The 18,206-nt window shown below is 39.3% G+C and carries 16 protein-coding genes; 6 read left to right on the top strand and 10 right to left on the bottom strand.

The genetic code is table 11. The annotated features are described in order from the left end of the window. Positions 1-119 precede the first annotated feature (119 nt). Together Q0976_RS09310 and Q0976_RS09305 are read right to left on the bottom strand one after the other, a co-directional pair. Entirely contained in the window at positions 120-1,376 is a 1,257-nt protein-coding gene (locus tag Q0976_RS09310) for an MFS transporter (RefSeq protein ID WP_299493249.1), read from the bottom strand. A 75-nt stretch (positions 1,377-1,451) separates the two neighbouring features. After that, positions 1,452-2,033 (bottom strand): TetR/AcrR family transcriptional regulator, encoded by a 582-nt coding sequence (locus tag Q0976_RS09305; RefSeq protein WP_299493247.1) that lies wholly within the window; start codon positions 2,031-2,033, stop codon positions 1,452-1,454. A 180-nt stretch (positions 2,034-2,213) separates the two neighbouring features. Here Q0976_RS09305 and Q0976_RS09300 point away from each other — a divergent pair, with 180 nt between their 5' ends. From Q0976_RS09300 to Q0976_RS09290, 3 genes are all read left to right on the top strand, one after another. Next, positions 2,214-2,684 (top strand): SRPBCC family protein, encoded by a 471-nt coding sequence (locus tag Q0976_RS09300; RefSeq protein WP_299493245.1) that lies wholly within the window; start codon positions 2,214-2,216, stop codon positions 2,682-2,684. Positions 2,685-3,346: 662 nt separating this feature from the next. Beyond that, positions 3,347-4,585: a hypothetical protein gene (locus tag Q0976_RS09295; protein ID WP_299493244.1), complete on the top strand. Its 1,239-nt coding sequence runs from the start codon at positions 3,347-3,349 to the stop codon at positions 4,583-4,585. 86 nt (positions 4,586-4,671) lie between these two features. Continuing rightward, a complete protein-coding gene (locus tag Q0976_RS09290) occupies positions 4,672-7,131 on the top strand; it encodes a hypothetical protein (protein WP_299493243.1) in 2,460 nt (819 codons plus the stop codon). A 77-nt stretch (positions 7,132-7,208) separates the two neighbouring features. Here Q0976_RS09290 and Q0976_RS09285 read toward each other — a convergent pair whose 3' ends face one another. From Q0976_RS09285 to Q0976_RS09275, 3 genes are read right to left on the bottom strand one after another with little or no spacing between them, the layout of a single operon-like run. Further along, complete coding sequence (locus Q0976_RS09285) at positions 7,209-8,150, bottom strand: stomatin-like protein (protein ID WP_299493440.1); 942 nt, start codon at positions 8,148-8,150, stop codon at positions 7,209-7,211. Continuing rightward, positions 8,150-9,082, bottom strand: a complete 933-nt coding sequence (locus Q0976_RS09280; RefSeq protein ID WP_299493242.1) for a slipin family protein — start codon at positions 9,080-9,082, stop codon at positions 8,150-8,152. Before Q0976_RS09280 ends, Q0976_RS09285 begins: the two co-directional genes overlap by 1 nt. A gap of 13 nt (positions 9,083-9,095) precedes the next feature. Beyond that, complete coding sequence (locus tag Q0976_RS09275; protein WP_299493241.1) at positions 9,096-9,575, bottom strand: NfeD family protein; 480 nt, start codon at positions 9,573-9,575, stop codon at positions 9,096-9,098. 354 nt (positions 9,576-9,929) lie between these two features. Between Q0976_RS09275 and Q0976_RS09270 the strand changes: the two genes are divergently transcribed. Further along, positions 9,930-10,682: an outer membrane protein OmpK gene (locus Q0976_RS09270; RefSeq protein WP_299493240.1), complete on the top strand. Its 753-nt coding sequence runs from the start codon at positions 9,930-9,932 to the stop codon at positions 10,680-10,682. Between the two features lie 82 nt (positions 10,683-10,764). On the opposite strand, the gene udp is transcribed toward Q0976_RS09270, so the two are convergent. The 5 genes from udp to Q0976_RS09245 all read right to left on the bottom strand — a co-directional run bounded on the left by udp (position 10,765) and on the right by Q0976_RS09245 (position 16,288). Then, entirely contained in the window at positions 10,765-11,523 is a 759-nt protein-coding gene (udp, locus tag Q0976_RS09265; RefSeq protein WP_299493239.1) for a uridine phosphorylase, read from the bottom strand. Positions 11,524-11,827: 304 nt separating this feature from the next. Further along, positions 11,828-12,715, bottom strand: coding sequence for a radical SAM protein (locus Q0976_RS09260; RefSeq protein ID WP_299493438.1), 888 nt, complete (start codon positions 12,713-12,715; stop codon positions 11,828-11,830). A gap of 83 nt (positions 12,716-12,798) precedes the next feature. Then, a complete protein-coding gene (locus Q0976_RS09255; protein WP_299493238.1) occupies positions 12,799-13,254 on the bottom strand; it encodes a GNAT family N-acetyltransferase in 456 nt (151 codons plus the stop codon). Positions 13,255-13,577: 323 nt separating this feature from the next. Continuing rightward, complete coding sequence (locus tag Q0976_RS09250) at positions 13,578-15,104, bottom strand: DHA2 family efflux MFS transporter permease subunit (RefSeq protein WP_299493436.1); 1,527 nt, start codon at positions 15,102-15,104, stop codon at positions 13,578-13,580. Positions 15,105-15,160: 56 nt separating this feature from the next. Next, positions 15,161-16,288 carry an HlyD family secretion protein gene (locus Q0976_RS09245; RefSeq protein WP_299493237.1) on the bottom strand — a complete coding sequence of 376 codons (1,128 nt, stop codon included), beginning with the start codon at positions 16,286-16,288 and terminating at the stop codon, positions 15,161-15,163. 94 nt (positions 16,289-16,382) lie between these two features. Here Q0976_RS09245 and Q0976_RS09240 point away from each other — a divergent pair, with 94 nt between their 5' ends. Together Q0976_RS09240 and Q0976_RS09235 are read left to right on the top strand one after the other, a co-directional pair. Continuing rightward, the gene (locus Q0976_RS09240) at positions 16,383-17,336 is read left to right on the top strand and encodes a LysR family transcriptional regulator (RefSeq protein WP_299493236.1); all 954 of its coding nucleotides are present in this window, start codon (positions 16,383-16,385) and stop codon (positions 17,334-17,336) included. Between the two features lie 90 nt (positions 17,337-17,426). Then, positions 17,427-18,152, top strand: coding sequence for a YebC/PmpR family DNA-binding transcriptional regulator (locus Q0976_RS09235; RefSeq protein WP_299493235.1), 726 nt, complete (start codon positions 17,427-17,429; stop codon positions 18,150-18,152). Positions 18,153-18,206 lie beyond the last annotated feature (54 nt).

Below are 18,206 nucleotides of genomic sequence, written 5' to 3'. Positions count from 1 at the left end.
AAATTAAAATATGCCGACTGTCTGCCGTTGAGGACTCATATTTAACTGCCGTTGATGACTCATATTTAACTGCCGTTGATGACTCATATTTAACTAACGTTGAGGACTCCAACGTAACACTAATCATGCTCAGCTTTAGGTTTCAACAGCAATAGGCCGATTAAGGTCAAAATAGCACAGATGACACCTATAATCGCCGCACCAGAAATTTTTCCCATCAACCGAATAGTGATCTCTGACAATAAAGGCGCAAATCCCCCCACGAGTGCAAAAGACAAATTATAAGCCATGGCCACGCCAGAAAAGCGCACGGATGTTGAAAAAGCATCACAAATGATGCGCATAAAAATCCCCGTTGAAATAGCAGGGATCAATACAACCAATAATAAACCTGCTAACACATAGCCTGTATGATTTATACCAATAGAAAATAAGTAATAGGCCGGATAACTCATTATCATCAATAACCAAGCAGCTCCCTTATAAAGCTTTATATAATCGACATAATCAGAAATCATTCCAGAAATAAAAATGACAATTAAGCCTAATAAAGATACCCCCACCAAAATATGTCTCACACTCTCATGGGCAATCCCTAGATGTGTGGTCAAATATTTGGGTAAATATAACGATACCATGACCCCATCAAATGCCACAATTACCACTATGAATATGGTTGCTAGCAAAATACGACCATGGTTTTCAAGAATGGTTTTAAGCGGAAACTTTTGTTTTTCTTCTAACGCCAAAAACATTTTAGTTTCACTCAAATGGCTTCGAATGTAAAAGCCCACCAGCGCAATAAATGAACCACTGATAAAGGCAGCTCGCCAAGCTAAATCACCAAAAATATAATTAAAAAAAAGGCTCATGACATCCCCTAAGGTAAAGCCAGCAAACACCATAGTAAATAAAATACCTAAAGCAATTCCTTTACGTTCAACGGATTCATATACAAACACGATTGCGCCGGGTAACTCACCTCCTAAAGCCAGACCTTGGATTATTCTCAAAATAATAAACAAAATAGGAGCAATGATCCCCCATTGGGCATAACTGGGCATGATCCCCATCAATAACATACAAGCAGACATCACTAGAATGGTGAAAGCAAAGCTTTTTTTACGGCCAATATTATCGCCCATCCATCCAACGAGAAAACCGCCAATGGGACGCACAATATAAGCCACGGAGAAGACTGCTATCGTAACAATATCTTTTACATAATCAGATTCTATAGAGTCAAAAAACTGCGCTTGGATTTGGGCTGAAAACAAAATATAAAGAATAAAATCATAAAACTCTAACATGCCTCCTGTACCCGCTAAAATGGCCACTTTACGCGCTTCGGCATCATTATTTGTGCTTTTTTGCATGAGATAACCATCTTATGAAAAATGTAAATCAATACTATTTATCAAATATAGTCGGTTATCACTATTATGCTTTCACTAAAGGCTGATAAAGGACAATACACAATCGTATGCTTTGCGGCCTGTGTTAGCATTCCCTGTGCCCATATTCAGCACGACAACGCCTCGAGTCACGGCTAAAATCATAGCGGCCAATTCACTGCAATCCATCTTGGCATCCAACTGCTTGTCTTCAATTGCTTTTAAACAGCGTTGCTCAATATATACCAACATTTCTTCCAATCCATTTGAAATTAAACCTGAAACAATATTATTTTTATCCCCCATTTCTAACGCTCCCATGGTGGCAATGCATCCATTAGGACAAGAGGGATCATCAAAACCTGCAAGCAATACATCAAAAAAACGACTCAGGGCAGTTTTAAAGTCTGGATGATCTAATTTGGCTAATGCTCCTCGAGTATATTCTGTGCGAAACCTTTCAATACACCGTGCATAAAGGCCTTCTTTACTTTTAAACGTATTATAAATACTCGACTTATTAAGCCCTGTTGCCATTTCTAAATCTGCTAACGAGGTTGCTGTATACCCTTTTTCCCAAAACTGGCGCATAGCACAATCAAGAATGCTTGCTTCATCAAATTGCTTACGTCCACTCATTCTTTGCTCCCCTCAAATGTCAAAAATATCATCATGTCATATCAAACTGATTGGTTCAACTTGACAATGAGAACCAATCGGTACAAGATGGTAAACCAATCGGTACATGATGATGAAAAACCATCTTTATTGAAAACAATGTACTGCCTATAACCCTATTATATTATTGGAAGTAATATCATGATCATTACAAAAAAAATTGTTATAAACAAACCCGCAGATCACGTTTGGGAAATTTTGGCTCATGATTTTGATAGCGTATACCAATGGATGGGGCCAGTGCGGCACTCCTATGCTATTTCAGCCCAGCAGCATACACAAGGTGCCCCCGTTGAAGGCCGCATATGTGAATTCACTGATAAACCTAATGGATTTCAGGCATCTGAGATTATAACTCATTATAATGAAGAAAATAAATCTTATACCTTTGAGCTTACCCCGATTAATGCACCAAAACTTTTACCAGTTAAGAAAAACACGGTGCAAATTGCTGTTAAAGCGGTAAACCCATCTTCAGCCGAAGTCACTTGGATTTCTACGCCAGACATTAAACCCATTGCCACACTGCTATCCCCCTTACTTAAAATGGGATTAGGTAAATCATTTGGCGATATTTTAAAACAATTAAAAACCTTTGCTGAAACACCTTAATTCCACTTTTTATTGCTCATTTCCATGAGTATCGCACTTATTTATATGAATTTAGGGAGTCATTAATAATAAAAATGACTCTGCTCTAAACATCCCCCCTTTCGTTCAACATTTAGCTCTCCTTTTAATACACCCGTGATGCTTTTATACCTAAAAAACTGATATTTTATTATGAGGATAGCATCACGCATTGATGCTCTCTTCTTGAATCTCGCTAAGATTTTTTGCTTTAAATTATGCTTTATATCACTGAAAATAAATAATTAATCTTAAAATAATCTCAACTGCATGAACAAGCTCTCCAATACATAACACATAAACATTCAATTAATTATTCTTTATCTAAATATTTTTTTACTCAATAAGTCATTTATTTTTGATACATCTTGCTACATTTATATACTCAAATGTAAATATTGATCACTTTTTAACCAGTCGAGTTTCATTACATTCACTGTTTAATTTATTAATTGTTAATAAACACACAAAACAGTCTGTTCTTGTAAACAAGACTTGAAGTTAAAGTCAATAAAAGCAAGATTAATTATATTGTAATAAAGTATGTCGATAAAATTTAATCGACTCAAAGAAGTCATTTCTTATATAGATGTATTTTCACCTCAAAAGGATATAAAAGCACTAACATAAAAATAGGGGGAAAAATGAAACATAAAACTCAAATAATAATATTACTCGTTCTCTACAGTTTTATCATTAAAGCGCAAGCAACTGACGACATTGTGCTCGGTGTTGATTCGGCGGTATCCGATGGTAATGGAGGCATTAATGTTACTTTTTTTATTGACTCCGATAACACTGGAAGTAAACAAAAAGTCTGTATTGCGCTATATCAAATAAAACTCATTTATAAAAACATTAACTGGGGGTATGACTATACCGATGTTGATTGGACGAGCGATGATGATAACGTCACTGCAAATTCAGAAACCGGAGAAAATATTCTATGGTCTAATGATACCTACGGTAATGACGATGATTTTAAATCCCTATGCCATGACAAAGTCGGTAAAAGTAATTCAGGTGCTATTGCTGTTGACGGTATTAATATTTTTCAATGGAATAAATTGGATACATGGAGAGAGAATGCCAATGGCACCGATTATGACGGCATAATGACAATCAATATTCCAGCAGGTAATGAACTATTAAAAGGTAAAACTCTCAATACAACAGAGGATAATCTCGATCTTGAAGTTGATATTTATGCAAAGCTAGTTAGACGAAACAATGGCAGTTTTAAAGAGCTTACTAATGTGTCTAGCGCTATTCCTATCTCAGGATTAGACACCATTGCCGAGATCCCTAATAACTGGCAATATCCAGGGGTTGCCGGGGCCCCTGCCGTATATTCATTAGTTGATAATAGAGTCGCTTGCTTAGCAGAATCGAATAATGGAAATTACCAATGTATCCCTGCACAAAATACTGATAATGAAAATGAATTCCCATACTCCATCTCTAAAGAAGAAGCCAATATTAGCAGCCTTGTGATGTTGCAATGCGGTTCACTATCAGAGTTTATTCCCACTGCAGGCTATGTCTCACTTGCTGAAATTTCAGGTAATGATGGTTACACACAAGGCAGCTGGTGTACTCAGCTGAATAACTTAGCACGAGATTGGCACAGTGTTGCGGGCAGTACTGGAGAGGGATGGTTAATCAGTCAGAACCCTTACTCTGGTGTTGAAGAGTGTCTGTCACAAAGTAATGGTTATTGTTTAAATAACAAAATTCCAGGCGATAAACAACTTATAGATAATGCCTTATCAAGTATTCAAAATAAAATGAACATTTCTGTATTAGCGTTCAACACCAATGCATTATGTCATTACGGAAACAGTAATAACCAATCAATATCCGCATGCCTGTCTGAGCCTTAGCAATATCCATTTAAATTAAAAATAATATATAAAAAATAAAACATTAAATAAAACATTAAATAATTGTTTCTGACAAGGGGTAAATCATGCCCGTAATATCTAAAAAAATAATATTATGTTCATTAATAATCGGTCTATCGTTATCACCTATATATGTGCAAGCTGGTTTTTTTAATAAAATAATAAAAGACTTAAAGAGCTTTGCGAACCCAAAGACTTATAACCCCATTACAAAATATTTAAAAATTAATACCATTACACAAGTCCCTTATATTAGTGACTCCGTTAATTTTATTAAAGACATGGGAAAAACAGCGGTAAATGGCAGTGTCTCTAATAGTGTTAATACACTCAAAAATGGCATAGTCTCTATTGCAAACGATGTCCCTATAAAAAACTTAGGTAATAAAATCACTCAATTTGGTAATGATGTGTATAACCTGAAAATTCCACAAACGTTAGGCTCTTTGACCGTCATAGCAGCCCAAAGCTTTGGCGGCATAGCTTATAACATCATCGACAGTTTCACCCAATGCATGATAACAGCCGTTGATATAGGGAAAGATGGTGATGAGCTCGGCGCTGCAGCCCAAAGTGGTCAGTGCTTTACTCAAGCTGTTACTATGATCCAAGCCTTAATTGATAGCATCAAATCCATTCGAAAAATTATTCGGTATACTAAACAAATGTTCAACGGTAAACATAACGATGACATTTTTGCCTTTCTAGGACTACTGGATACACGCTCAGGTTTAAATGCCATTCAATTTGCTAGAAAGTTACATATTGGCTTTAAAAAATCAAATAGCAACAAAAACGATAGCAACAAACAAGCATTCTTTGGTCAATTTTCCACTATTAATGAAATGCGTAACAGTAGTGACTTCAATGCATTTAATGAATTGAGCTATAATGCTGCACCTGAAACCGCCTGCAGTATCGTAGACTTACCGCTCATTTGTACCAGTAGTAGCTCAACGGCCCTGTTTGAACGCTTTAACTATCAAGATACTTCATTATCAGATGATGAAATCATCACTCGGAAAAATAACTTTCTCGCATTGATCCAGCATGCCTTTGGCACCAAGTTTTATGCAGCCTCATCGACCATGACACAAGATGACATGCTCAATGCGCTCAATCAAGCTCTATTTCAAACCGACGTATTAGGTGATGGTATTGATAGACGTGTTCCCTACTTTTTAAGTTCAGACAAACTTGATGATGGTAACGCAGTTTTTCTCTCCACTGAAGATGATGGCATGATAGTCCTTAATCAAACCTCCTTTAATATGCCAGATCTCGAACAAGACGACAAAGATCAATTAACCTATGTATATTCTGAAGAATTAGGCCACTATTTAAATTTTATGCGCTGTAAAATTGCCAATGAACCTTTAGTGAACTGTGAAGTCACAGGGGAAGCAGGTGCTCGCTTTGCTGATGCTGTATTACTCGATAGCGACGATCTTATTACTGACATCGGGACTCTTAATCCGCAAGAATCAGATTTATCAACCACCCTCACATTGGCCAATGATGGCGGCAAGTTACATTATGAAACCTTTCCCAGTATGGTTGACTTACAAACCCAAATGTACAAAAAAAATTGGAAGTTTCGTTGGCGTTTCAGAATGCAAGTCGGCTTTAAAAGTAAAGACGTTGGCGCAGATTCTACCGCGATTTTAGAGATCCGCTACACGCCGCCTCGTTACATGAGTGATAAAACCTACTACTCAAATTGCCAAACTGAGAAGTGCATCAGTGAAGTTGGTTTTTTACAGATTCGCTTAGCCGATGAAGTCTATGTCGGGGCAGGAAATGGTGATTCAAGCACCGGAAAAAATACCACATTATATGGTGAACTAGGCCTAGCAAGGGGGCATTCACTTATCTTTCCTATGATAAAGAATGGCACTAAAACAGATATGATTGCAGGTCAAAAAACGACTTTTAATACCTATGACACCAAGAAGATGAAACATAAGGCAAAGTATTCTTTTGATCAAACTTTCTACTCGTTTAATTACCTCAATATGTTTGGTAATGAAGCCCCTAAAATAATCCCTTATGGCGTGAGCGCATATAATAATATTCTCATCACAGGTTATGCAGGCCCCAGTGCTAGCTGGTCAATACAAAATACTGATGATATTTATGTCGGCCTTGGCATGAGCGCCATAGGTGCCTCTGTGGGTTGTGGTGCCGGTGGGCTAATCGGATCCTATTATGGTGAACAAATCGATGGCTGTGTCGCAGGCAGTCAAGTCGGTGAAGCCTTAGCCTTAGTGAACTACGCTTGGTTATTCTCACCTGTCGCTACAGCTTCAATAGGAGGAGGCGCAATCTTCTCTAATCGGATTAAAGTTGGAGGATTATTTACTGACTCTATTACTAAATTCGTTCAACTGTTCGGTTATCAACCCAAAACAAGATGGGAAGCAGGCGGCAGTTTCTCGGTAGAAATTCGTAATGAATTTATCGTCGATAAATCCGTGACAGGTAACAATAACGTGACTAAACAGCTCAAGAATGCCTTTAATTAACTACGCAAAATGCTAAGCCCTCAACTGAGTCAACAAGTTAAGGGCTTTCAAACAGAGACTTTGGATAATATTACTGACTAATCCTTTATGGGTTCATCCTCTAGCCCAACACTGTTCATCCAGTGTTCGAAATCCATTAAATTACCCGGTAACACAACTTTGCTCGCACTGTCGCTCAGTCCTTTGAACTGTTTCAAATATTGCGAACCAAGTTGCATTCTCACCACATTTTTGCCACCAGGTGCGGCAATAACCGTTGCAATACGTTCAATAGACTCTGCAGTGGCTCTTGCAATGGTAATAATTTCTTCCGCTTTACCTTCAGCTTCATTGATCCGGCGCTGCATTTCACCTTCAGAGTGATTAATGATCTCAGTCTTAATGCCTTCCGAACGATTAATTTTACTTTGCTTATCTCCTTCACTTTTTGCCAATAATGCACGTCGCTCACGCTCAGCATTCACTTGCATTTCCATGGCATTTTTCACTGTTTCTGGCGGTGAGATATTCTTTATTTCATAGCGATGGACCCTGATCCCCCACATAGCGCCCGCTTGATCGAGCACTTCAACCACTTTGGCGCTAATCACATCTCTTTCTTCAAAGGTTCTGTCCAAGTCTAACGTACCAATAACAGAACGCGTCGTCGTTTGAGCTAATTGAATAGCCGCATAACGATAATCGGTAACCCCATAACTGGATTTAACGGGATCCACCACCGAAATGTACATGACCCCGTCGACTTCCACATTCACTTCATCACTGGAAAAACATTCTTGAGGTGGGACATCTATTGTCTCTTCTTTTAGATCATGAATATAAGCAACTTTATCAATAAAAGGCACTAATGCATGGAAGCCAGCATCTAATGTTGCATGATATTTACCCAAGCGCTCAACAATATAAGCAGACTTAGTGGGTACCAAGCGAATGGATTGAAATAACTTAATTAGGAAAATAATAAAAATGATGCCCCAAATGGCCATCACCACTATATCTGTATTAAAACCCGCTATCATCATGAGCGTTCTCCTTTCATTGCATTGGCTTTGATGCCATGAGTCACTTGCTCCATTCCTTCAAAAAAACCTTCCAACTTAGCCATCTCTGCCGGAACAACAGAAATATCGGCATGCTCAAGAATATCGCCAACTTGACCAATAAACTGTTCTTTCAATTGCATGTTCATCGCATCATGCCCGCCCTCTAACGCTAATGCCGACGACACAAGTGCCATCCCTTCAGATTTCGCTTTGGCAATAATGGCAATTTCTTGTGCTGTGCCTTTTGCTTCATTAATGCGTTTCTGTTTAGCACCTTGAGAGAGATTAATCGCTTCTTGTCTCTCACCTTCGGACACGTTAATCATTGCCGCTTTCTCAGCATTCGCGAGGGTAATTTCAGCACGCTTTCGCCTTTCAGCTTCCATTTGCTTTTCAAGGGTATGGATCACTTTGCGAGAAGGAGTAATATTACGAATTTCATAACGTAACACTTTAATCCCCCAAGGATCGGACGCCTTATCAATTTCCCGAACAATAGACTCATTTAAGCTATCTCGCTCAGAAAATGTTTGACTTAAGGTCAGCTTACCTATCTCCGAACGCATGGTCGTTTGCGCTAAATTGACTGCTGCGCGGCGATAATTCTCAATACCATAACTGGCTAACTTTCCATCCATGACTTTTAAATACACCAGTCCATCGACTTCCAGCTGAGTATTGTCCTTAGAAATACAGCTTTGTGGTGGTACATCGAGCACTTGCTCACGAATTTCATGCCTGTAAGCCACACGATCAAAAAAAGGAATGAGAAAATGAAAGCCTGGCTGTAACACGGTTCTAAATTTTCCTAAGCGTTCAATTACATTGACTTCTCGCATAGGAACAATTAACAACAATTTATATAAAATAAAGAAAATAACCAATACAACTAATGTGAATATAAACATGATGCTTCCCTTATTAATCTGATAACTCAGTATCTTGGGGATCGATTAATGGCTCAACCACTAACCCAATATTATCCCGACAAATAATCCTAACTTTTGTCCCGACGACAATTTCAGTTCCATCTCCTAAAGCCGACCATTGTGAACCTTGAAATGCAATTCTACCAGCTTGTTGCCCCGGTCCAATGGTTTGGATAACTACAGCCACTTTATTATAAATATCGAATTCTTCATCGGTATTATCTACATGGGAATACCCTCCGATAAGTCTTTGAGTCACTTGCCTGAAGCCTAATAACAATACCATAGATGCAATGAACCACAGCGTCATGCTCTGTATTATGCCTTCGACGACACCTAGGGCTAATGCGCCAGCAACAATCAAACAAGCTGCACCGAGTAAAATGACAATACCACCTGGAATAATGATCTCAGCCAGCATCAAGATCAGGCCAATACACATCCAAATAATACTTGGGTTTGCAAACGACATACTCCCTCCCGCCGAATAAATATTACACTATTGACTATATCAGTTTAGTCCATCATATGCGACATATTATGTCATACATTCCCCTTTATAATGCAGGTATTTTTTATACAACACCTATCACTCACCCATTTTCAACTCAAATTGACATGTAAATAAAAACTCATCAAATCAACAATGTATACATTGCGTAAACATTGATATATCAACAACACCTCAATTTACACAAAAAAAACAACAAATTCTTTGTAATCTCTCCCTCATCGTCTTATATTCCCCTCCCTTATCGACCATCAGCACTGATGGACATGGAATGACGTTCTGCAGCAAATACACTGCTTATAAAAAGGGTTTGATATGAATAAAACATGGCTTTATTTGGCATTATTAGCCTCTCCTACCGTTGTCGCTGATGACTTAATAAAATGGTGGGATATCAGTGCCACTGGCCTTTATGGAAAAAATTACGATCTCGCCACGTCAGACGAACAAGCCACACTCACCATTGAAACCGCTGGAGAGTGGAAATATGGTGATTGGTTTACATTTCAAGATTTTACTTACTTTACTGGCGCGCCTAGTAGCACCAATAGCACTAACTATGGTGAAATATCCCCACGTTTTAGTGCAGGAAAAATTTTAGGACAAGATCTCAGCATTGGCGCTATCACTGACTTTTCTCTTGCATTAACACTTGAAGAAGGTGATGGGCCTGTTGATAGCTTTTTATACGGTGTAGGTATGGATTTTAACCTACCCTATTTCACCTACTTTAGTTTGAACACCTACCGTAGACACGCACTCAATAATAAAAACAACAGTGATGGTTGGCAGTTCACCCCCGTTTTTAGAATGGACTTTCCAGTCGGTGACTCCAATATTGTCTTTGATGGCTTTATCGATTGGGTTTTTCAAACAGATGATCATGGCTATGAAAAGAATTTCCACTTTAATCCACAGCTGAAATATGATCTTGGTCGCGTGTTATTTTCAAACCAACCCAAAAATAAACTCTTTGTCGGTATAGAATATGATTATTGGCAGAACAAATACGGCGTTGAAGGCATAGATCAAAATACCTACTCTATTATCGCTAAATATCATTTTTAATCTTTGCGTTATCCTTTCTAAATAATAAAGCACTGACAATCATCGATAAGCAGTGCTTTATTCATAATATGATTGATAAAGCCTATTTCAATAATTTTCTTGCCGCATCAACCACAATTGAAATCGCATTAGACTCAGTCTTTTTCATCACAGCTTCATCAGGTATTTCTTGTTGAGTTCGATTAACAATCACACCAGCAACACAAGCAGCACGCCAACCTTGTGAGGCACACATCGTAAACAAAGTGGCTGACTCCATTTCATAGTTCAGCACACCTAACTCTTGCCATTCTTGCATCGATCCCACAAAGTGACGTCTCACACGACCAGAAACGGTATCATAGCGCTCTTGACCAGGATAAAACGTATCTGAAGAAGCAGTTATACCAATATGAGGCTCTAAACCTGCATCACGCGTTGCAGCAACCATAGCCGTTGTACATTCAAAATTTGCAACCGCTGGGTATTCCATTGGCGCAAAATGCGAACTTGCACCATCTAAACGTACAGATGCTTGCGTGACAATCACATCCCCCACATTAACATGTGGCTGAATAGCCCCCGTAGTACCAATTCGTAAAAAAGTATTCACGCCCAATTGCGCTAACTCTTCAACAGCAATAGATGTAGAAGGACCACCGATCCCCGTTGAACAAATAACGACAGCTAAACCATCAATATAGGCCAAATAACTGGTATATTCTCGATGACTGGCTAAAAACTTGGCATCGTCCATCAAATCAGCAATTCGCTTAACCCTTTCTGGATCGCCCGGCACAATTGCTAAACTTGCGCCATTTAACATCTCTTTGGTTAAGCCTAAATGAAATACATCAGCCATTGTGGAACCCTCTTTCATTATTGTTATTAATACGACATCACTTTGACTTTAATCCAGCTTCAAAGCAAAAAACATCGAATATATCACATTATCTGACCAAAAATGAAAAGTAAATGTAATAAACAAACAGTATAAATGTACTAGAAAATATGAATGCTTAACGACTTTTAAAAGGCAATCAATGAGTAAAGAACAATTTGAAAAGGAATTTATCGTATAATGGCCTATAAATACCTCGAAGATATAAATAAAGCTTCATACTGCGGAAAAGTCTTTCGCCCCACTGTTATCCATGTGACGATATTTATAAACCCCGCTGCCATTCTTGACGTAAACTGATGGTTTCAGGTCTGACTAAAGCAGCCTTAATTTGCTCAATAAAAGCCACTTTGTCTTTACCTAATACTCCCTTGAGTACTAAATAATTTGATGCATGATCTGATCGAAAAATGGTTTTATTCAACTCAAGATGCTCCACCAGGCACAACATTTCTGTAAACAAGCCTTGCTGATCAGGTAATTTAAAACTGCCTTCAAAACTGTCGTCCATTCGCTGTTTTCCTAATGGAAACGACACAACGAGCGTAGATAAATAATCAGGTTGAGCCGCATTCATGAGTTTTGCCGACCCCACAGCGTGTTGCTCTGATAACGCCACGCCACCTAAGCCATTGAGGATCATCACTGACGATTTCATTCCAGCAGCTTTCATTTTATTTAACGCAGCCAAAGAACTATCAAAGGTTTCTCCTTTATTCACTCGCTGTAATACTTCATCATCACCACTTTCACACCCCACATATAAGAGTGATAAACCCAATGCCTTTAAACACGCGAGTTCTTCCACTGTTTTATTATTAATATTACGGGGTAAACAGTAACTGCTTACCCGTGTGACTTGAGGTAAATGTTCTTTAATCAATAAGCAAATGGCCTCTAACCGCTTAAAAGGTAGAGTCATTGCATCACCATCAGCTAAGAATATGCGGCGAAACGTTTGGCCACTTGTTGCTGCAGCAATAATGTCTTGCTCTATTTTATCCAGTTTTTGGGCACGAAATTTTTTCTGCGGCGCCGTATACATGTCGCAAAACCGACAATGATTCCAACTGCAGCCATTGGTCACTTGAAGAATTAAAGATTGCCACTCAGAAGGAGGCCTAAAAACAGGTTCAATGTAATTCAGCAAGATATTAATCCTTTAATGTTGGGAAACAAAGAGGCTATTTTATCTCCCAAACAAATCAAGGTAAACAGGGGCAAAATAAAATGACTTTAAGTGACTTTAAGTCGCATATCCACATGAGGAATATCATCCTCTAAATAAACATCTGAGACAGTTTTAAAACCTAAATTTTCATAGAAACCAACCAAGTAAGCTTGAGCACCTAACTGAATATCATGTTCAGGCCAAGACTGAAGCGCAACATCAATCGCTTGCCTCATAAGCTGAGTAGCCTTACCGCCTCCACGCGCAGCTTGTTTCACTAACACTCTTCCAATAGCACTCTCTGAGTAGCTGACACCGGGGGCTAAAATACGCGCATAACAAATAATGTTACCTTCATCGTCCATTCCCATTAAATGACGTGAATCGGTTAACCTGTCTTTATCATCAAGCTCTGGATAAGGGCAATTTTGCTCAACCACAAATACATCTACCCTTAACTTTAACAATTCATATAATTCATTGAGCGTTAACTGTGAAAATACCACACTTTTCCAATTCACGACTTCATCCTCTCACAATAGCAAACATCGCAAACACTTTATCACAAGCACTGTATTTATAGGCACAAATCATTACTAAATAATCTGAACTCGAGTTAAGCCGCGCCATTAAATATCGCTATTTGGGCCCCTATCTGTGTTGTACTTTCTACTCATGGCGAGCTATTAGGCACGAAACCCCGCCTTGATATCGACAAAAATATCGGCATTTAGCCCAAAATGACATAAATAAAAACAAGGGATTAATTTAATTCATTGATTTTTAATACAGTATTGTTTAAACCAGACACTCATTATCCCGAGTTCAGGTTAAATAGGATCCATCAATTGACTTTTCGAATCCCCATTACAATGATCGCCGCAAATGCCAATATTGCTGAAACAATTAAAAAAACATCATTATAAGCCTGAATACTGGCTTGTTGCTGCATTGTTTGAATTAACATTTTATTTGCCTGTTCGTTAGCTATCACTGCATTTGAGCCCGCCGTTTGCAACATTTGCGCAGTTTGCTGTAAATATTGGCTCGCTTGCACACTCACCGCAGGCACCGTCTCTCGCATCACAGAGAGATGCATACGGGTTAAGGTATCAATAAAGGTCGCCACTAATGCAATACCAAAAGCACCACCTAAATTTCGCATCACATTGAGCAAAGTGGATGCTGATGCATTTTCTTCCTCTTTTAAATAATCGGTGGCTAAGGTTCCCAGTGGCACAATGACAAAAGGTAAGCCCATCGCTCGAACAACCATAGAGAGAATCATTTGCTCACCGGCAAAATCTAATGTCATATGGCTATTTAAATAATAACTCATACCAAACATCAAAAAGCCAAAACTCACTAGGTAGCGACTGTCTATTTTTTTCATGATTTTAGGTATTAAAGGCAATAGCAGTAACTGTGGAAACCCCATCCACATTAATACTTCTCCAATTTCCATGGCACTGTAATTTTGTATTTGAGATAAATACAAAGGCACCATATAAATGCCAGCAAATAAGCCCCAACCTAGAAAGAAATAAGCCAAAGTAGACAACACAAAATCTCGCTTAGCAAACAAGCGTAAATTGACTAAAGGAGCGGATTTCTTCAGTTGTATGTAAATAAAAAGAATAATATTAATTCCCGCAATAATAGCGAGATTACGGATCAGATCAGAGTCAAACCAGCCTTTTCGATTACCATCTTCCAGCACCACTTCCAAAGAGCCTAGGCCTAAAGCCATGGTCAATACACCTGTAAAATCGCCTTTTTTAAATTCAGACCACATACCAGGGCGTTTTGGTAAGCCATAGCTCAACATCGCAATGACAAGAATTCCGGGAGGAACATTAATATAGAATAAATAAGACCAATTAAACTGTTCTGTTAACCAGCCTCCGAAAGTAGGACCAATAGAAGGCGCAAAAGTCGCCGTTAAACCAAAAAGCGCCATACCAATAGAACGTTTCTCTAGTGGCAATTTTTCAAGAATTAAACTAAATGCCATAGGGATAAGCGCACCACCAAAAAAACCTTGCATGGCACGAAACGTTATCATCGATTCTAAATTCCAGGACATTGAACACAATAAAGACGCTAGAATAAATAATACAGTATTAATAATGGCATAGCGGCGAACATCACACACTTTACTTAACCAACCCGATAAGGGAATCGCTATCATTTCCGCCACTAAATATGACGTTGAAATCCAAGAGCCTTCCTCTACGGTCGCCCCTAACCCTCCTTGAATTTCTTTTAATGAAGAATTGGTGATTTGAATATCGAGAATGGCCATAAATGCACCGATAAGGCCACCAAAAATAGCTATCCATGCACGCTTGCTACCTTGAGAGTAATCCATTTTAGGTGCTGAATAATCTTCTATGACACTGAGCTCTCTCGATAATACTTGAGTCATTATTTCATTACCTTAGCAATCACTGAATGACTGCTCACAGGCTTTGAAGTATCCACACTCACCACAGCACTTAATCCAGGCACTATCTTACTCGCCTCGCCACTCAATATATGACTATCCATGTTCAAGCGAATTTTCACCGGAATACGCTGCACAATTTTGGTAAAATTCCCCGTGGCATTTTCTGCGGGTAATAAACTAAATTTGGCTCCGGAAGCCGGCGACAAGCTTTCGATTACACCGGTAAAGGTTTTGTCGGGAAACGCATCGAGATTAACTTGTACCGACTGCCCAGGCTTCATGTGTTGGATTTGGGTTTCTTTAAAGTTCGCCGTGATCCATACGGCCCCATCCGGAACCAAACTATAGAGGGCTTGACCAGGTTGCACATACTGCCCTGACAACGCTCCTCGCTTACCGATAACCCCTGAAAATGGCGCTCTTATTTGCGTATCATCAAGTTGGATTTGAGACAAAGTCAGTACCGCCTGTGCTTGCTTTGCTTTAGCACTCGCTTCTACTTCTTGGGCTTGATACACCACTAACTCACCTTGTTTTGCTTCAACATTGGCTTTTGCTTCATCTAATCCAGCAACAGCAGAGTCAAAACTCGCCTGCATTTGGTCAACGGTATCTTGTGAGCTGTAATTTTTTGTTTTAAGCTGAGTTTCTCGCCTCAATTGCTGTTTGGCACGCAACTTATCTGCCGTTGCTGCCGCCATCCCCGCTTGTGCTTGTATGATTAATTTTTGTTGCAACGCAATTTTAGCGGTCAATGTCGCTAATTCAGCCTTAACAGAGTCCAATGCCGCAGTGTCTTGCGCCACCTTTGCCGCATATTGGTTATCTTCTAATGTCGCCAGTAACTGCCCCTTCTCAACATGCTGGTTATCTGAAACATTGGTCGTCGTTATATAACCTGGTACTTGCACACTAATATTAGAAATATCGGCTTCCACATAGGCATTATTGGTTGATTCAACAAAACGGACTTGCATCCACCAATAATACCCTCCGCTCAGAATAGATAAAATAATAATACAAGCAATGAGATATATACGAAATGAACCTTGTGATGGGCTGGTTTGTGGATCAGAATGCGAGTGAGAAGTATGAGACGCCGACATAGTAAACTCCTTGAAATTAGCATACTAGTTTACTACTGTTCTATTAAGTTTATTAGATAGCTAAAAATCACCCCACTGTTTCATAGGTGTAACAATGATAGATCTCAATCGTATTCAGATGTTTGTTCAAGTGGTCGAGCAAGGCAGTTTTACTAAAGCGGCCAATGCATTAGGGCTGACGAAAGCCACAGTCAGTAGAAAGATTGCCGAACTGGAATCCGATGTCGGTGCCCAGCTATTATTTCGCACCACCAGAGCACTCAAATTAACGGAAACCGGTGCCAGTTATTTTCATCGAGTACAAGGTATACTGCTGGACTTAAGTGATGCCGAAAATATTCTTAACGCGAATCAAGAAACCATTAAAGGGAATTTAAACATTGCCTGCCCCATTGAACTAGGGCAACTTTTTTTAGCACCAATATTAGCTCGATTTTTATCTAAATGCCCAGAAATGACCATTAATGCCGAACTCACCAACCGCAAAATAGATGCCGTTAATGAAAACATCGATATTGTGTTCCAAATTACCGAAAACAAAGATCCTAATCTCACTAGCTACGCTTTATTCAATACCACAAAGCGGCTCATGGCCAGTCCTGATTACCTCAAAAAGCACGGTATACCCAAAACACCGGACGATTTAATACATCATCAAGCGATTCAATTACAGTCGCCACATACTGTCGGTGAATGGCGCTTATTTAACGGTAATCAATGGATAAGTATTAGCCCTAAAGCCCAGCTCACGGTCAATAATATTACCCTTGCACGGGAAGCCGCCATTGCAGGTTTAGGGATTGCCAGTTTAGTGGATAAAATTGCACAAACCGCTTTAAATAAAAAACAGCTTATTCCCGTTTTAGATGACTTTCCCATGAATCAAGCTCAAATTATTTTGAGTCACCCTCAAGGAGCTTATCTCCCTAAAAAATACCGTGCTTTTATAGAATCTTTGTATCATGAGTTTCATCTTCGATGGGAAGAAGCGATATTAGAAGTGCCCGATTACATTGATTTACCGAACAAGCAGTCAAACGTAAACTAGCATACCTTAAAATTTTTAAAGCCCTCGCTGCACAAAGCGAGCTAAAACTGCTAATATTGCCCCAATTTTGCATTAATGAGATTGCATCGAATGGGCAGAGCTTACCAAAACCGAAAAGAATCCATGGCCAAGACCGCGGGTCAAAAAACACGACTTTATTCACGCTATGGCAAAGAGATTTATGTTTGCGCTAAAAATGGCGGTACCGATCCCGATGGCAATCTTGCATTGCGTCGTCTCATTGATAAAGCAAAAAAAGATCAAGTGCCCACCCATGTGATTGAACGTGGTATTGAAAAAGCGGTTGGTGGCGGCGGAGAAGATTATGACACGGCGCGCTACGAAGGCTTTGGTCCCGGCGGCTGCATGGTGATTGTTGATTGTCTCACCGACAATATGAAGCGCACTTTCACCGAAGTACGCCAAGCCTTTGTAAAAAACGATGCCAAAATTGGTAGTCCCGGCACAGTAGGGCATATGTTTGATCATCAAGCCGTGTTTGTCTTTAAAAGTGAAGATGAAGAAGCGGTACTTGAAACACTCATGATGGCCGATGTGGATGTCAGCGACATTGAAGTCGACAATGGCATGATCAATGTTTTTGCGCCCCACACTGAATTTTTTAAAGCCAAAACAGCCCTGACGGACGACACGCCGGATCGGCATTTTGAAGTGGAAGAAATCACTTTCGTACCACAAAATCACACCCAAATCAGTGGTGAAGATGTCGCCCAATTTGAAAAATTTCTTGCCGCATTAGAAGATTGCGATGATGTTCAAAATATCTATCACAATGCGGAAATAGCCGACAGCTAATGTTTGGATTGCCACCTAGACTCTAGGTAGCATAATCGACTCACTAAAAAGGCG

Source organism: uncultured Shewanella sp., from assembly GCF_947501665.1.
GTDB lineage: Bacteria > Pseudomonadota > Gammaproteobacteria > Enterobacterales > Shewanellaceae > Shewanella.
This window is presented reverse-complemented; position numbering and strand designations above follow the sequence as displayed.